This window comes from Natronolimnobius sp. AArcel1, from assembly GCF_011043775.1.
Lineage (GTDB): Archaea > Halobacteriota > Halobacteria > Halobacteriales > Natrialbaceae > Natronolimnobius.
The window spans coordinates 226,841-242,330 of record NZ_JAAKXY010000001.1 but is presented as its reverse complement, the minus strand read 5'-3'; the positions used below and the strand labels follow the sequence as shown (position 1 = coordinate 242,330).

At 62.3% G+C, this 15,490-nt stretch carries 15 protein-coding genes and 1 pseudogene; 3 read left to right on the top strand and 13 right to left on the bottom strand.

The genetic code is table 11. From position 1 onward, the window contains the following. Nucleotides 1-7 precede the first annotated feature (7 nt). Complete coding sequence (locus tag G6M89_RS01190) at nt 8-640, top strand: uracil-DNA glycosylase family protein (protein ID WP_165159976.1); 633 nt, start codon at nt 8-10, stop codon at nt 638-640. Here the strand turns inward: G6M89_RS01190 and G6M89_RS22715 are convergent, their stop codons facing one another. Then, nucleotides 641-1,252 (bottom strand): molecular chaperone DnaJ, encoded by a 612-nt coding sequence (locus G6M89_RS22715; RefSeq protein ID WP_343162622.1) that lies wholly within the window; start codon nt 1,250-1,252, stop codon nt 641-643. Between the two features lie 139 nt (nt 1,253-1,391). On the opposite strand from G6M89_RS22715, the gene G6M89_RS22710 reads away from it, so the two are divergent. Then, a complete protein-coding gene (locus G6M89_RS22710; protein WP_343162621.1) occupies nt 1,392-1,871 on the top strand; it encodes a hypothetical protein in 480 nt (159 codons plus the stop codon). A gap of 77 nt (nt 1,872-1,948) precedes the next feature. Here G6M89_RS22710 and G6M89_RS22705 read toward each other — a convergent pair. Together G6M89_RS22705 and G6M89_RS01180 are read right to left on the bottom strand one after the other, a co-directional pair. Next, nucleotides 1,949-2,083: pseudogene (locus G6M89_RS22705) on the bottom strand (DnaJ domain-containing protein); the annotation flags it as partial. A gap of 130 nt (nt 2,084-2,213) precedes the next feature. After that, complete coding sequence (locus G6M89_RS01180; RefSeq protein ID WP_165159974.1) at nt 2,214-3,584, bottom strand: DNA polymerase IV; 1,371 nt, start codon at nt 3,582-3,584, stop codon at nt 2,214-2,216. 105 nt (nt 3,585-3,689) lie between these two features. Between G6M89_RS01180 and G6M89_RS01175 the strand changes: the two genes are divergently transcribed. Beyond that, a complete protein-coding gene (locus tag G6M89_RS01175; RefSeq protein WP_165159973.1) occupies nt 3,690-4,079 on the top strand; it encodes a DUF5518 domain-containing protein in 390 nt (129 codons plus the stop codon). A 1-nt stretch (nt 4,080) separates the two neighbouring features. Here G6M89_RS01175 and G6M89_RS01170 read toward each other — a convergent pair whose 3' ends face one another. From G6M89_RS01170 to G6M89_RS01125, 10 genes are all read right to left on the bottom strand, one after another. Then, on the bottom strand, nt 4,081-4,410 hold the full coding sequence (locus tag G6M89_RS01170) for a transcription factor S (RefSeq protein ID WP_165159972.1): 330 nt from the start codon (nt 4,408-4,410) through the stop codon (nt 4,081-4,083). A 58-nt stretch (nt 4,411-4,468) separates the two neighbouring features. Next, nucleotides 4,469-5,125: a hypothetical protein gene (locus tag G6M89_RS01165; protein WP_206335405.1), complete on the bottom strand. Its 657-nt coding sequence runs from the start codon at nt 5,123-5,125 to the stop codon at nt 4,469-4,471. Beyond that, a complete protein-coding gene (locus tag G6M89_RS01160) occupies nt 5,122-5,982 on the bottom strand; it encodes a hypothetical protein (RefSeq protein WP_165159971.1) in 861 nt (286 codons plus the stop codon). The genes G6M89_RS01165 and G6M89_RS01160 overlap by 4 nt, the downstream gene beginning before the upstream one ends. 88 nt (nt 5,983-6,070) lie before the next feature. Continuing rightward, nucleotides 6,071-6,907 carry an HTR-like protein gene (locus G6M89_RS01155; RefSeq protein WP_165159970.1) on the bottom strand — a complete coding sequence of 279 codons (837 nt, stop codon included), beginning with the start codon at nt 6,905-6,907 and terminating at the stop codon, nt 6,071-6,073. A 50-nt stretch (nt 6,908-6,957) separates the two neighbouring features. Further along, the gene (locus tag G6M89_RS01150) at nt 6,958-7,938 is read right to left on the bottom strand and encodes a beta-ribofuranosylaminobenzene 5'-phosphate synthase family protein (RefSeq protein WP_165159969.1); all 981 of its coding nucleotides are present in this window, start codon (nt 7,936-7,938) and stop codon (nt 6,958-6,960) included. 72 nt (nt 7,939-8,010) lie between these two features. After that, a complete protein-coding gene (gene leuS, locus G6M89_RS01145) occupies nt 8,011-10,713 on the bottom strand; it encodes a leucine--tRNA ligase (RefSeq protein ID WP_165160502.1) in 2,703 nt (900 codons plus the stop codon). 135 nt (nt 10,714-10,848) lie between these two features. After that, nucleotides 10,849-12,369, bottom strand: coding sequence for an LVIVD repeat-containing protein (locus tag G6M89_RS01140; protein ID WP_165159968.1), 1,521 nt, complete (start codon nt 12,367-12,369; stop codon nt 10,849-10,851). Between the two features lie 72 nt (nt 12,370-12,441). Then, the gene (locus G6M89_RS01135) at nt 12,442-13,419 is read right to left on the bottom strand and encodes an ROK family protein (RefSeq protein WP_165159967.1); all 978 of its coding nucleotides are present in this window, start codon (nt 13,417-13,419) and stop codon (nt 12,442-12,444) included. Nucleotides 13,420-13,550: 131 nt separating this feature from the next. Continuing rightward, complete coding sequence (locus tag G6M89_RS01130) at nt 13,551-14,108, bottom strand: metal-dependent hydrolase (RefSeq protein WP_165159966.1); 558 nt, start codon at nt 14,106-14,108, stop codon at nt 13,551-13,553. 222 nt (nt 14,109-14,330) lie between these two features. Then, entirely contained in the window at nt 14,331-15,446 is a 1,116-nt protein-coding gene (locus G6M89_RS01125; RefSeq protein ID WP_206335431.1) for an MFS transporter, read from the bottom strand. Nucleotides 15,447-15,490 lie beyond the last annotated feature (44 nt).

Sequence of the window (15,490 nt, the reverse complement as noted above, 5' to 3'; positions counted from 1 at the left end):
CACTCTCGTGAAGAACGTCACCGATCACACACGCAATCCGTTCGGACTCCGACCGCCGTTCGACCGGACTGCCCCGGACGAGCGCACAGCCGTCTTCGGCTACGGTGACGCGAACGCCGACTTTCACGTTATCGGCGACCATCCGGGCAGTCACGGCGGCAAGCGATCCGGTGTCCCGTTTACTGACACCGACGCCGGCCTCGCAATTCAGAACGTCTTTCGAGACCTCGAGTTCGTCACCGGGCCGACAGACGAGCCGAACGTTGAGAATCTCTTTGCGAGTTACATCCACATGTGCTGTCTGCCGGATGGCCACCAGCCAGCACCGAGAGACTACGACGACCTCGAGCGCTTTTTTGACGCTGAACTGCGGGCGATCAACGCTCACATCCTGTTGCCGGTCGGCGACGCGGCAACGGACCACGTTCTCGAGGCCTACACCACCCAACGGCGACGGTTTGACCTCGAGGTCGACGACTTGCATGCGACAGAAATCCGCGGTCGTGGCTTCATGGTCGTCCCAATTCGGGAACCCAGCGAGTGGGACGACACAGACCGTGGGCGTCTGGTTGAACGACTCGAGGCGATTCTCGCAAGCGACTACCGTCAGACAAAGGGTGTGGCGACGACGGTCGGCTGATTACCGACCGAATCGTTTCCTGATCGTTGCGCGCAGCGGCAGTCCAAGAGCGCCCGCGAGCGGCAAGATGACGAACGCGAGCAGTTCTGCGGGGAGCAATCCATAGTCGGCGAGTCCAGCACCGATGCCGAGAATCGGTGCGAGGACGGGTGCGACGTACAGATACGACGGTTTCCAGCCGGGTTGCAGTCGCGTGTGACGGACGATGACGCCGAACAGGAACGGCATGAGCACGGCACCGGCAAGCAACGGTCCGCCGAGCAGCGTCGTGGCAGTTCCCAGCGCGAGTGCCAGAAGGATCGTCTCATCGATCGTGATCGTGCCGCCAACTTTGCCTCGTCGCCAGTACCGGGTTGCGACGAGAGTCACGAGCGCAGCGACGACGATCCCCACGAGAACGGCGTACCACTCGAGCGTTGGCAGCGGTGTGGCCACGAGTTCGACGCCTGCGACGAACATTGCTGGGCTATCAATGCCGTGGCGACTCTCTGTAAGCAGCGTCCAGACTGCCTCTGGGTCGGTTCCAACTGCCGCTACTTCGGCGACGAGCGCCTCGAGTGGGGTTGCGTTCTCGAGGGCGAAGTGAGCGAGTCCAACGGCATAGACGAGCACGGACAGCCAGATAAGCGGCAGCGAGAAATTCTGGCGACGCCACCAGCGGCTAATTGGATTCTCGCGACGGTCGGTTGGTGTCGATGTCTCATCGTCGCTTGTTTCTCTAGTCTCTGTCGTCGCGTTCGTTCTGGTTGCAGTGTCTGCGCGCGAGCGTGACTGGCTTCCTGTCGTCTTGCTCGAGTTAGTCGCAGCCCCCGCTGTCGTTTTCGAGCGCGTTGTGCTACTGGCACCGGCTGTTGCTGTCCTCGCACCCGCACTTGCCGATCGGTCCGTCCTATCCGAACGCGAACGAGAGCGTGATCGCGAGGAACTCGAGTCTGCACGTGAACTCGAACTGGAACCGGAGCCGGAACTCGAGGCCGATTTCGATTGCGAACTCGAACTCGAGCGCGATCGAGACGACCGTGTGCGCGACCCGGTTGCTGTCGACCCGGAGGCGCTACTCGAGGACGGGCCTGTGCTCGTTTTCGTTCCCGTTCCTGACTTTGAACTCGTACTCGAGGACGCAGTGGATCCGCTCGAGGTGCTCGACGTGCGTGTACTGGTGGTGCTCGAGTCGCTGTCTGTCTTCCAGACATCCGGTGAGGGGATGCCGCTGGTTCGTTTTGCGACGTAGTCTTTGTGCCCGAGTCGGTCGTAGGCCTGGCGTTCGACCGGGTCGCCGAGAATTTCGTTGGCCTTTGTGACGGCGGTAAACTGCGCTCGCGCTCGATCGTCGTCGTTTACGTCCGGATGGTAGACGCGAACCTTCTCCCGATAGGCGTCTTTGATCTCGTCCTGGGAGGCGTCGGACGGGATCTCGAGAAGATCATAGAAATCATCAGTCATGAGCGATCGGAGCGATATTCGTTACTACTGGGTGTGAACGAAGGGGGATCATTTCAGTGTTCTGTTCGAATCGATTGCTGTCACGTCCCGCCGAGTGGTGGCCGATCCGTCACACATGTTCAGACTCCTCTCATTCGCGGGAAAAGTCGGTCAATGACGATTGGCCGTCTGTCATGGGTCTCGAGTCGTCCGAAACAGCGTCTGTTTCGTCGTCAGGATCGGCACCATCAGTCGTAGTCCCATCAGTTGCAGGCCTGTCAGGTCCCTCGAGAGTGCCAGCATCGCCAACTGCCTCCGTAGAGTCATCAGCGTCCGCCTCCGAGACTGCGTCGTCCCACCCGTCGAGGCTGGCCTGATCGGCTGCAGAGAACTCGAGGTTGGCGATGCGGACGCCAAGCTTTCGGACGGCCTCGGTTTCGAACTCGACGAATAGCTCTCGAGCGATGCGCTCGACCAGTTCGGGGTCGTCGACGGGGCCGGGAAGGGATTGTTCGCGAGTGTTGACCTCGAACGGCGGCAGGACGGCTTTGACGCCGACAGTTCGGTACAGCGCGCCCTCGCGGGTTGCACGGTCGGCAACGGCTTCGGCGAGTGTTTCGATCTGGTCGTACTTCGGCTCGGGCTCGGAAACAGGCTCCGCGAACGCAGACTCGCGCGAGAAGCTCTTGGGATCGCCTTTGGGTTCGACGCGCCGCTCGTCGTCACCGCGGGCGCGGTCGTACAGCTCCCGGCCGCGCTCGCCGAAGCGCTCGATCAGCGGCTCGGGATCGGTCGCTGCTACGTCGCCGGCCGTCTCGAGGCCCATCTCCCGAAGTTCGCGGGCAGTTACGGGGCCGACACCGTGGAGCAGGTCGACCTCGAGTGGGGCCAGAAACTCCCGGACGGTGCCGGGACGAACGACGGTGAGGCCGTCCGGCTTGTCGAAGTCGCTGGCGATTTTGGCGGCGCTCATGGTGGGTGCGACGCCGACGCTGACGGTCACGCCGACTTCACGGCGGATGCGATCTTTGATATGGCGAGCGAAGCCGTCGGCGACCTCCCAGGCGGTGCGCTCGGTGACGTCGAGATAGGCCTCGTCGATGCTGACCCCGCGGACGATATCGGCACAGTCGTGAAGAATCGAGCGGACGTCATCGGCGACGGACTCGTAGAAGTCCATATCGACCGGACGGTAATAGCCAGTCTCCTCGCGCGTGAGGTCTGGGTCGTGATCGTCGGCAGCCGGGGAGAGCGCGGCGCGGCGAGGCAGTCGCTCGAGCGCGCTCGAGATTGCCTGGGCGCTTTCGACGCCGAACTCGCGGGCCTCGTAGCTGGCGGTGGCGACTGCGCCGACAGTCTCGCCGGGTTCGTAGCCCATGCCGACGACGACGGGGTCGTCTCGGAGTTCGGGCTCGCGCAGTCGCTCACACGAGGCGTAGAAGCAGTCGGCGTCAACGTGACAGATGATGCGGTCCTCGTCGTCTGCGTGGTCAACGCCCGGCAGCCGTGGCCCATCGGGCATTCAGTTGGACGTTCGTCCGCGTCGTTGTGAACGTTGTGTCCCGCTGTCGCCGACGGATCGTGTTTGTGAGGAAGACTTTTGCCGGTCGGGTCGGAATCGGGACCTATGTCTGCTGATTCGGCGAATACACCGCCACCGGTCGATTCCTACGAGGAGCCGCCGGACCACGGAAGCACGCTGATGAACGCCGCAGCGGGTGGCGGCGCTGGCATCGTACTCTCGTTTATCCCCGGCTCACCGCTGCTTGGGGGCGCAATCGCCGGCTATCTCGAGGGTGGCGACCTCACGGATGGGTTCTGGGTCGGCCTGTTCGCCGGGCTGATTATGCTCGTTCCGATCACGTTTTTCGGGATGCTCGCGCTCATTTTTTTCCTTGGCGCCCCAGGGGTGATTGCCACAGTATTGATACTCGCAGTGCTGCTCGGGGTGTTCTACATAGTCGGTTGTAGCATCTTTGGGGCGATTGTCGGCGTCTATCTCAAAAACGAACTGTAACTCAGTTATAGCCCCGCCAGCGCTTTCCGCACTCGGTGCACTTGAAAAAGCGCGTCGGCGGCTCATCCGCTGAGGCGGTCTGTTTGAGGGTGTACCAGGCTTCCTGATTCCCACACTCATCACAGATCACATCGGTCGCCTTCGGTTTCCCCTCGAAGTTCGCGTTCTCATCAGACTCGATGATTTCGTCGTCCGTCTGCGATTCCGTCGAGACGAACTCGTCTTCAAGATCGCGATCCCGATCGCTCGAGGCGCCACAGTCGTCGCTCGTACAGACCATCTGGTCGCCGTCGGCTTTCATCATCGAACCGCAATCATCGCAAAACTGCATGACTGGCGATACGCAATCGAGTGCAAAAACACCCTCGCTCCTATCGGCGTGTGACGGGTCAGCGCTCTCGCTCGAGTGCTTCGTTCTCGAGGACGACCGGACAGTCCGCCACGCGGAACGACTCGAGTGCGGTGACTGCCAGAATGTCGGTCCCGTCGTGTTGACACTCGAGTGCAGGCGGCTCGGCGAAGTGTGGACACTGGTGGCAGTAGCTGTGTTTGTCGATGTCGCGAATCTCGCGGTCATCCTCGAGAAATGAGTCGAGTGGCTGGTCGTTCTCGAGGCGGTCCCAGAGTTGTTCGCTATCGATTTCACCGATCTTTTCGCGTTCGAACAGGTCGTCGAACGCGTCGCCGTCGCCAGCAGCGTCGTCCGCTCGCTCGTCAACACTCGAGGCGATGTCGCTCAGGGGTCCCTGCCGGTCGCGACCGGATGACTGGGTTTCGCGTGTCGATTCCGCTTGCTCGCTGTGGACGCGCGGAAGATCATCAGTAGCTGTCACGCTCGAGTCAGACTCAGACGATTCGTCCTTGGACGAGCTACGCGCTGTCGGCTCAACGTCATCAGTTGGGAGAGCATTGACGTGGTCGCTAAAGGGAGCCGGATCTGTCGCTTGTGAGTCGTCTTCGTTCGCGTCTGTGTGAATGCTGTCTCTCTCTGTGGATGCACTGTCATCGCACTCGTCATCAGCTGGGAACTCGCTGTCGTCAGTCATCGCTTGTCAGTGGCGTCAAACGACGTGTTCGGTTCCGATTGGTCGGTGGACGCTGCCTCAGCTTCGACCGCTTCAAAAACATCCTCGTTGGTCGGTTGTGTTTCGCGTTCGGCCCGCCCCTCGAGTGCGGGTGGCTCGCCGGTCTCGAGCGTATGCGAGCCGAAAAACGAGGTGCGCTCGGCGACATCGGCGAACGTGCTCTCGCAGTGGGGACATTCGGGGGCCGTGAGTAACGCGATATCGATGCTTGCATCGCAGTCTGCACAGGCCGCGGTACGGATTCCCAGCTGGTTTGCGGCCAACTGCAAGCGCTCGGCAGCGGCGCGACGGCGCTCACGGTCAGCAAACGTATTCCACCGATCACGGAGATCGACGACGGCCGTTGCAAGCACCGTCGAGCGCTTCTCAAGGTCGTCGGTCTGGTCAAAGAGGTAATCGAGGACGTCCTCGAAGTTTTCAAAGCCGGCGCCGACGTGCTCCTCGAGAGCAGACAGGTCAGATTGCAGTGACTCGAGGTCTGACTCGTAGGTGTCGTGGTCGTGTTCTGCGGACGCTTTTGCGTCCGTTTCGCGTTTGACCTGAATAACGCGCGAGCGAACGTCTTCGAGTAACTCGAGGAACTCCTCGTGTTGGCTCTCGAGGTCGGTTTCGAACTGGTCCTCGAGTGCCTCGAGGTCGTCTTGATCGACTGGCTGTGGCTCGTCATCGTCGGTCGCGATAGCATGGGCTGCAGTTACCACGCGACGACAGACGTCTTCGCGCGATTCATCGCGCCGTTCGGCCGCAGTTGCCACCCAGTCGTCGACATCGGCCGGTAGCGCGAACGAGACACCCCCATCGTCGTCCTCGCTCGCCATCTATCATAGTTACTGGGGGTCGGTGTATAAGGGTTGTTGCCTGGGTCAATTGACAGTAATAGCACCGCTAAGCCCGTGCCGGTTCGGATTAGCGTATTTTTCGAACGTTACTGATGTCGAAACCAGCGTCGCCGATTTCGGTCTCGAAGCGAACGATGTCTTCGCCCTCGAGTCGCGAGAGCACGCCTCGGAACTGTTCGACGACGAGGGTGCGTGCGCGTTCTGAACCGCCACTTTCCCACTCGAAGAGCAACGTGCCGTCGCTCGCTTCTTTGAGTCGGCCGAGTTCGGTCGACTCGAGCACCTCTGAGTTGACCAGTAACAAGATGACGCTGCCCCAGCGACGGGACGCGCGAGCGAGCCCCTTCAGGAGGACGGTCAGGTCCGCCCAGTCGAAGCGGTCGTCCGCTGTTGCGACCAGATCAGTCACGGAGTCGACGACGACGAGGCTTCCCGCGGCCTCCGCCGAGAGATACTCTGCGAAGGCCTCGAGAATACCGTCGCGCTTCGTTTGTGAGCCTAGTGACGTAATGTCGGCCGTCCGTTCGGCGTACCACTCCGTTGGCACCGGAGTTAACTGGAAGTATTCCTCGGCGAGTTCGATGAATTCGACGGTTTCCATGCCGTCGGTGACGAGGTCATTATTCATTACGAACGACATCTCCGTCCCAACCGCTCGCTGGTCATCGGTAAAGGACACATAATGAACCGCCTCGGGAAGCGTCGTTCCCGACTCAAGGTCGCCGTAATGGAGGTCAAACTGGTCGGCTTCTTGGATTGCAAGGCCGTTCATGACGGCGCTCGTATAGCAGAATTCGCGCGCCCCCGCCCCGGAGTCGCCCGCGGCCAGGACGACGCTGCCGGTCGGGGCCCCGCCCCCAATGAGTCGGTCGAGTCGTGAGACGCCAAGCGGCATCCGCTCCATACCCGTCCGTGGGTGGCATGCGGTATAGGTGTTCGTGATCCGACGAGGAACTACGCGTCCTCAGCGCGGATCGTCGCCCCGCTCGTCGCAGCCTGCGAGAGAAACACTTCGCCCTCGAGTCCACGCTCCGTCAGTGCGTCCTCCGCTGCACCGAGAGCCTCATCGCCGTGTTCGCGGTCAGTTACGCCGTAGACGACCGGCCCCCACGAGGACTGGCCAATGCCAGACAGCACGGGACAGTCCTCGAGTGCTTCGACGAGTTCGCCCGCGGGCGGGCGGAAAACGCCACCTTGGGCATCCGCGTACCACGCGCCGTTCTTGCGGCCGATTTCGGCGATCGCTTCCCCGAAGGCCTCGAGTCGGCCTGCCGCGGCGGCGGGGAGCAGTTTCCGGGTGACGACGCCGGCGAGTTCGTCGGCGACAGCGGGGTCTGCGCGTTCGACGACGGCACGCATACTTTCGTCTTCGCTCTCGCCGCTTCGTCCGGGAGCAACGTCGGGGACGACGACCAGAAATCGCCAGTCGTCAGGGAGGTCGTGGCGGGCAACAACCGGCGGAACTGTCCAGTCGCCCTCTGCGGGTGGGCGCGTCGTGAATCGGGCCGTTGGATGGCCCGCATCGACCACGAAGCCGCCGTCCTCGAACGTCGCGAGGCCGATCCCGCTTCGCCCGCCCCGCCCCATCGCTGGTGCGTGCTCGCGAACGTCGATCTCGAGGTCATAGGCTGCTGCAGTGGCCGCAAAGACCGACAACGCGAGTTGCGTGCCGCTACCGAGGCCGACGTGACGCGGCAGGCGCTCTTCGATCGTGAGCGATACGCCGGGCACCTCGAGAATATCGCAGGCTCGCGTGGCGTACTTTTGACCCAACGAATCGTCGCAGTCAACGGTTTCGGCGGGCTCGCCCACCACAGTCACGCGTGGCTCTGCGAGGCCAACACCGACGCCGCCGTAGAGGCGCTGCCGGGCCAGCGAGAGGTTCTGAAAGCCAACGTGGAGGCGTGCGCCTGCGCTAACGGTCACTGTCGACATACCGTCTTACCTGCCGTAGGAACGCCCACAAAAAGGGGGTTTCGACGTTGGCAACGACTGACGGTAGCCGCGCTATTCGATCCGAATCGCTGGTTTGCCGGGTCGAGCGTTCAGTTCGCCCTCATCGAGTGCGTCGACCTCACCCGCCCGCCGAATCGTCACGTCGGCGTTGAACTCGTCGGTTACGAGCCAGGCCGCCCGCTCGAGGACCAGTCGCTCACGTTCGGGCTCGAGGACCTCGACAGTACCGTGGCCGCGAGCCGTTGCTCGTTGCTCGAGGAACGAAGCGAGTTGGTCACTCGAGACGTCTGCCTCGAGTTGCTCGGACACGCGCTCGGCAACTGACTCGAGGTCATCTGCATCCGTCGTATCGTCACGTTCGGCGACCGCCTGGAGCGTCGCGGCGCGATACGTCCACGTCGGTGCGACGACCAGGTCGATCTGTTCGGGTTCGTCGATGGAAGCCACCTCGACAATATCGCGAACGTCTGCAAGCGTTCGTTCGACCAGTCGACGCTCGAGGCGGGAATCTTCGATGTCGGTTTCGGGCTCGGGCCAGTCGGCTTCGACGACCAGTCCGTCGCCGCGAAGCTTGTTCCAGCACTCCTCGCCGAGGTGCGGGGCCATCGGTGAGATCAGTGCGGCGAGAGTCAACAGCCCGCGGCGATAGGTCTCGTCGTGAGGCTGGGCGTAGGCTCGATAGCGGCGAAGCAGTTGGGCGAGTTCTCGAATCTCGGTTGCTGCGCGGTGGAACCGAAAGCGCTCGTACTCGTCCGTAACGGCGATGATCGTCCGGTCAATTTCGTCAGCGATGTACTCGTCGTGTGGTTGGCGCTCGAGACGAGTGTTGCCCTCCTCGACGAACGCGGTCGCCATTCCGTACAGGTCCTGCTGGAGGTCGTAGGCCCCGCGAACGTTGTTTGCGGTCCACTCGAAGTCCTGTTCGGGGTGGGCTGCCGAGAGCACGAACAGCCGGGTCGTCTCCGCGCCGTACTCCTGTGGCGCGACGACGTTGCCTTTCGAACTCGACATTTTTTCGCCGTCGTACAGCACCGTCCCCTGACTGATGAGCTCTTGGACCGGCTCGCGACACTCGAGCAGGCCGAGATCGGAGAGTGCGCGGGCGAAAAAGCGGATGTACAGCAGATGGAGGATAGCGTGTTCGTCGCCGCCGACGTAGACATCGATGGGCATCCACTCCGCTGCCTTTTCGGGGTCGAACGGGCCGTCGTCGTAGTCGGGCGAGAGGAATCGCAGGTAGTACCACGACGAGTCGACGAAGGTGTCCATCGTATCCGTCTCTCGGCGGGCCGGGCCGCCACACTCGGGACACTCAGTTTCGCGGAACGAGTCGTGTTCTGCGAGCGGGTTTCCTGTGGTTCGGACGAACTCCGGCAGTTCGACGGGCAACTCGTCGTCGGGAACGAGGACGTGCCCGCAGTCCTCGCAGTGGACGACCGGAATCGGCGTCCCCCAGTAGCGTTGCCGAGAAATGAGCCAATCGCGCAGTCGGTAGGTCACGTCTTCCTCGAGCGCATCATGCTCCTCGAGCAGTCGCTCGCGAGCCGTCTCGCTCTCGAGTCCGGAGTACTCGCCGCTGTCCTCGAGAATGCCCTCGCCGGTGTAGGCCGCGGACTCGAGGTCGACATCGCTCGCGCCCGTTGTCGGCGCGACAACGCCCGCAATTGGCAGGTCGTGCTCGGCGGCGAAGGCGTGATCGCGTTCGTTGTGTGCAGGAACGCCCATCACCGCGCCGGTGCCGACATCCTCGAGGACGTAGCCTGCGACGTACACTGGGAGTTCCTCGCCGGTTAGTGGGTGGGTTGCCGTCGCGTCGGTTTCGACACCCGAGAGGCCAACGTCTCCGGGGTCTTGCTCGCGGACGGTATCGACGTACGCTGCAACGCTCTCGTCCGTCTCGGCGAGGTCACGCGCGAGAACGTGGCCGGGTGAGACCGCGAGATACGTTGCGCCGTAGATGGTGTCCGGGCGAGTGCTGAATACGTCGACGGCGGTGGTCTCCGTCTCATCACCGGCGACTTCGAACGTGATCCGCGTCCCTTCCTGGCGGCCGATCCAGTTGCGCTGAATTTCGCGGACGCCATCGGGCCAGCCCTCGAGGTCCTCGAGTCCGTCGACCAGTTCTTCGGCGTAGTCGGTGATCGTGAAGAACCACTGATCGAGTTCGCGCCAGGTGACGGGCGTTTCACAGCGCCAGCAGACGCGTTCGCCGTCGTGGCTGCCGTCTGCGGACTCGCGTTCATCTACCTGTGCGTCCGCGAGGACGGTCTCACAGTCCGGACACCAGTTGACCGACGCAGCCTCGTACTCGACGAGTCCGGCCTCGTAAAATCGCTTGAACAGCCACTGATTCCACTGGTAGTAGTCGGGCTCACAGGTCGTGATCTCTCGCGACCAGTCGTAGCCAAACCCCATCGTCTCGAGTTCCTCGCGCATTCGTCGGATACAGGCCTGTGTCCACGAGTTCGGATCGCTCGCGCGCTCGTAGGCGGCGTTTTCGGCTGGGAGGCCGAACGCGTCCCATCCCATCGGATGCAACACGTCGTCGCCTTGCATTCGACGATAGCGGGCGTAGGCATCCGTAATCGCGTAGTTTCGGACGTGTCCCATATGCAACGTGCCCGACGTGTAGGGAAACATCCCGAGAACGTAGGTCGGATCCACGGCGTCATCCTCGAGGTGATAGACCTCGTCGCGCTCCCAGACGTACTGCCAAAACTCCTGGACCTGCTCGTGATCGTAGTGACTCGTCATTGGGATCCCGTTTGGTTGGTTGTCACTCGGCGTGCCGGGCATATCATTGTTCGGCCCTGCGATCAGTGATTCACTACTCGAGGATCCGAAACGCGAGCGCGATCATATCATTTCGCCCTCGAGCGCTCGCTCCAGTTACTCTCCGCGGTCGTTGCGCCGCCGAAGCGCCTCGAGTGCAGCGAGTCCACCCGCAGCGCCGACCCCGATAGTAAACCCGGGGACGGAATCGGAACTGTCGTCCGCCTCAGTGCTCGAGTTGTCGCCCCCGTTGGCATCGGTTGGCGTCTCGTTTGACTGGTCGTCGGCGTCGTCGCTCCCGCCGTTGTCGTCGCCATCTGGCGCTTCCACGTCGAATTCGAGGTCGTCGGGATCGGTGAGTGAGGGCTGGTCGGCCTGTTCGCCGGCCTCGATTGGGAACGTATAGAGTGCGCCCTCGGTCGGCGCGTTCGGGATGAGTTCGGTGCTGCTCGCGACGAACGTTTCACCGGGCTCGGCGACTCGAGCGGTCCAGAAGCCCGCGGCTTCGGGGTCGTGCCACGAGGCGATTTCCTCGGGGTCGCTCGGATCGCTCACGTTGTGAATTGTCACGCCGCCCTGATACCACGAGGCGTAGAGTTCGTTGTCCCGGAGTTCAAAATTGTGTGCCGTCGTCCAGAGCCCGCCGTTGTAACGTTCGTTAAGCGCTCGAGGTGCGTCAATCGTCGCCCGATGGACGGGATCGGCGGGATCACTGACGTCGTAGAGGTCGATCCCGCCCGGTCGATCAGTATCGGTGTCGCCTTGCCCCGTCGCCCAGGCTTCGCGGCCGACGCCGAGCAGGTCGCCGGTGTCATCAACTGCCGAATAGTGATCGTTGCCGGGCAGCCCCATCTGTGCCTCGTTGTCGTCCTCGACGGCCAGTTCGTCCTCGAGCGTGGTCTCTGAGACGTGAGAGATGTACTCCGGCTCGCTGGGGTCGCTGACATCGAGCAGGTAGGTTCCGGCGTTCCAGTGGGCGAGGTACGCAATGTCGTCGTGGACGTACACGTCGTGGAGGTAGCGCACGAGCCAGTTGACATCCTGCCAGTCGGGTTCCTGTTCGACCAATGACCACCGGCTGATCTCTTCGATTTCGTCACCGCCAAGGTCGAACACAACGAGCGGGTTCTCGAGTTCGCCGTTGCCGACGACGTAGAGCGTCTCATCCTCGAGAAAGCAGTTGTGGATGTGGTAGCCGGTTTCGTACGGCTCGCCGAGCAGTTCCGGCTCGGCAGGGTCGCTCACGTCGTATATTGCAAATCCATGAAAGAGGAAGTCGTTCGCCTGATTTGCCGGGCCAGCAACAGCGAGCAGGTTGCCGTCGACTTTCACGTCCAGAATCTCGTTGAATCTCTGGTCATCGAACTCGAGGCCGCGTTCTTCGGCGAGAACCTCGGGGTCTGCTGGATCGCTAATATCGACGGTCGCAAAGCCGGTGGTGGCCGCGACGTAGACAATATCGCCATCGTCGCCAACGACAGCTTCCGCCGCGTTATCGATCTCAACACGACCGAGTGGTTCGTAGTCTGCCTGCGTCGTGGTCGCTCGTATTCGCGGACTTCCGGCGAGTATCCCGGCCCCGGCCATCCCGATCACCAGGCTCGCGCCACCAGTCCGAAGGAGGGCACGTCGTCGCATACGCATTAGTCATCGTCGGAGACACATAATGCCATCTCACGCGAGTCCGAGCCAGTACCGACGACTTGCGGGTCAGTTCTGGAATCGTCGTCGGTCGCCAGTGCCTTCGGTCATTGCACTCGCGAGTGCGCCCTCGAGCACGACGTCATCGCCCATATCCGTCACGCGGATTTCAGGGACGTTGCTCATGATCATTCTGGAGATTCGGTCACGGATTTGGTCGACGACCAGCTGCTCGTTATGGAGGGCAACTGCTCCACCAAAGGAGATGACGAGTGGGGCAAACGAGTGGATCACGTTGGCGACGCCGATTGCGTTCCAGTGGGCGAGTTGCTCGATTGTGTAGTCTGCCAGTTCGTCCTCGCCTGCGAGTTCGAAGACGTCTCTGGCCGTGAAGTCGGGGTCCTCGAGCGGGAGCGAGGTTGAAATCGTCGGGTCGTCTTCGGCAAGCAGGCGGGTATAGTCGGGGATGCCATTGCCCGAGCAGTACGCTTCCCAGTGGCCATCAACGCCACAGCCACAGGTGAGGCGGCCACGGGGGTCGACGACACAGTGGCCGACTTCGCCGGCGTTGCCGTCCCAGCCGTCTAAGATTTCGCCGTCACAGCAGACACCGGCACCAATCCCCGAGGAGATGGTGATGTAGACCATGTCGTCGGGGTTGCGGTCGGCGTGGAACCGTTCGCCGATGACACCCGCGTTCGTGTCGTTGTGTAGGTAGACCTCGTTGCTGTCGATCAGTTCGCCAATCGGGCCGGTGAGTGGGATTCGGTCGATCGAGTCGGGGAGGTTCGCCGGGTCGACCACCGCGCCTTCCGCGAGGTCGAACGGCCCAATCGAGCCGATTCCCGCCGACTCGACGGCTTCGGGATCGATGTCGCCGTCGATACAAGCTTCTCGCACTGTCTGGAGCACACCTTCCGTGACATCGATGCCAGTTGGCCCCCGCGGTGTGGCGTTTTTACTCACACCAATTGTCGTCCCGTCGTCTTCCGCGACGGCGGCCCGCACGTTCGTCGCGCCGAGGTCGACGCCCGCATAGTAGACCATCTTACTCTACAGACGACCGTCGCCGTACTTAACTACACATATTGTACTCGCCGACGAGTTGTACTCTCGAGCGGTCGGTGTCAGTTACGCTCCGCTTGCTGAGGGCCTTCGCCGTGTAAAACACGCCTGGGTCAAGCATCCGACCGACCCGGCAGTAGCCGACCAACCGCCGAGCGAACGACCTCGAGGCCGGGGTATCCATCGCGTCGCCACGCCGCGAGCGCGAGCGCGGCGAGGACGAACTCGAGGAGGAAGTACGGATCGGACAGCGACTCGAGGAAGAGTCCGATAATGGTGGGCGGCCCACTCTCGTAGGTCTCGACGGGGAGAAGCGGCCAGAGCAGCATGTTCGGATCGGCAGCACCCCAGAGTGCAGGGATGACGTCGACGACCGCGTGTGAGAGTGCGCCGAGGACGAACGCGAAGCCGAGTTCGGTCCGGTCGTAGCGACGGGCAACTGCGAGGACGATGATCGAGAGCGGGATCAAAAACAGCAGCGAGTGGGCAAGCGTTCGGCCGGTTGGCAGGACGCCGACGTACCACGCCAGTGGCTTGTCAACGAGGTCCGGAAACTGCGTCCCGAGCAGGAGTGAAAAAAGCGGGAGGGCAGCGGGCGGGCTATCAAATCGCGTCCGTGTCGCGAACGTATACAGAAGATAGCCGACCGCAGCGTGTCCGAGTGGCCACATGCTGGCGTGACTGAAGAAGCGCGACGTCATAACAGTCGTGGTTTCGCCATGAAAAATGGGTGGCCGCTGGGGGTTGTGTCCGACTGTGGGTGGCGAATGCTGCGAACGTCGGTCTCACGAGTATTCTTTGGGAAGTGTGGACTGTAGTCACTGTTAGGCCTGAACGTTGTGGCAATCAGGCACAATGCATAGCTCCTTCTCGAGCCCGTAGCCGATCTACTATCAGCGGATACGCGTTCCCATCGCGATCAGCCAAAAGCCGGTGAGAACGACGCCGACGGTCAGTGCGAGTGCAACGGTGTAACTACCCGTGTAGGCGACACTCGCCGTCCCAAGCGGCGGCATCGCCAGCGCACCCACGCCGCCAGCGACGTTGAAAATGCCGATGATCGCCGTATCTCGCTTCGGGTCGAAAATTTCCATCAACACTGGGATGTACAGCGTTGCACTTCCGCCTAACCCGAGGCCAGTAACGATAATCGCAACCCCGAGGGCCACCCAGCCGGGCACCAACAATAACACGACACCGACGGCTGCACAGCCCAGCGAGGCCAGAAACGCCCGCCTCGAGCCGACGACGTCTGCGACGTAGCCGCCACCGATTCGAGAGATGATGCTCACGCCGCCGATGAGCCCGAACGCGACGGATGCGGCGGCTTCAGTCATCCCTCGCGCCGCAAAGTAATCGATCGCGTAGGCGGCGAGCAACTGATACCACGCAAACGCGAGACTCATGCCGACGAACAGTAACTGAAAGGTTCGGCTGCCGGCTAACCCGCGGACCCACTCGAGGACGCCGCGGAACGACTCTGTCGTCTGGTCGGCCCACCGGGGTCGGCGACAGGTGAGACCGGCGAGGGCGAACGCGGCGGCTGTCACGCCCATGACGACGAGAAAGCCCTGCCGGACGCCGACGGTTTCGATTGCGGCTTGCCAGATCGGTGGCAAGACGGTCAAGCCTAATCCATTTCCGACGAAGATCAGGCCGGTTGCAACGCCGCGGCGTTCGTCAAACCAGCGCGGAACAACAGAGGCGAGCAGAACGAAGACGGTCCCGAGCGCCAGCCCGAGCACGGCAAAGACGGCGACGAGGCCCAGATATGACTCCGTTACGTAGAGTGCGGGCGCGATTGCGGCAGTCGCGCCAGCGCATGCAAGAAGCACGACGCGAGCAGGGAGTCGTGTCGAGGCGATACCGATCAATCCAGAGCCAATAAAAAAGGCAAACAGCATCACTGAGAAGACAGTCGACATTGCGACCGGCGAAATCCCGAACGCGTCGCTGAATGGCTGGTGGAAGACGCCGTACGAAAGCGGCGTTCCGAACGTAAACACCATCGCAATCGAGCCGACGATGGCCACCAGCCAACTGCGGCGACTAT

Excerpts from the sequence above, each read along its gene's own strand:
- G6M89_RS01140 (WP_165159968.1), bottom strand. The coding sequence starts at position 12,369 with ATGCGACGACGTGCCCTCCTTCGGACTGGTGGCGCGAGCCTGGTGATC.
- G6M89_RS01165 (WP_206335405.1), bottom strand. The coding sequence starts at position 5,125 with ATGACTGACGACAGCGAGTTCCCAGCTGATGACGAGTGCGATGACAGT.
- G6M89_RS01135 (WP_165159967.1), bottom strand. The coding sequence starts at position 13,419 with ATGGTCTACTATGCGGGCGTCGACCTCGGCGCGACGAACGTGCGGGCC.
- G6M89_RS01160 (WP_165159971.1), bottom strand. The coding sequence starts at position 5,982 with ATGGCGAGCGAGGACGACGATGGGGGTGTCTCGTTCGCGCTACCGGCC.
- G6M89_RS01175 (WP_165159973.1), top strand. The coding sequence starts at position 3,690 with ATGTCTGCTGATTCGGCGAATACACCGCCACCGGTCGATTCCTACGAG.
- G6M89_RS01125 (WP_206335431.1), bottom strand. The coding sequence starts at position 15,446 with ATGGTGTTTACGTTCGGAACGCCGCTTTCGTACGGCGTCTTCCACCAG.
- G6M89_RS01180 (WP_165159974.1), bottom strand. The coding sequence starts at position 3,584 with ATGCCCGATGGGCCACGGCTGCCGGGCGTTGACCACGCAGACGACGAG.
- leuS (WP_165160502.1), bottom strand. The coding sequence starts at position 10,713 with ATGACGAGTCACTACGATCACGAGCAGGTCCAGGAGTTTTGGCAGTAC.
- G6M89_RS01155 (WP_165159970.1), bottom strand. The coding sequence starts at position 6,907 with ATGGAGCGGATGCCGCTTGGCGTCTCACGACTCGACCGACTCATTGGG.
- G6M89_RS01170 (WP_165159972.1), bottom strand. The coding sequence starts at position 4,410 with ATGCAGTTTTGCGATGATTGCGGTTCGATGATGAAAGCCGACGGCGAC.
- G6M89_RS01130 (WP_165159966.1), bottom strand. The coding sequence starts at position 14,108 with ATGTGGCCACTCGGACACGCTGCGGTCGGCTATCTTCTGTATACGTTC.
- G6M89_RS01150 (WP_165159969.1), bottom strand. The coding sequence starts at position 7,938 with ATGTCGACAGTGACCGTTAGCGCAGGCGCACGCCTCCACGTTGGCTTT.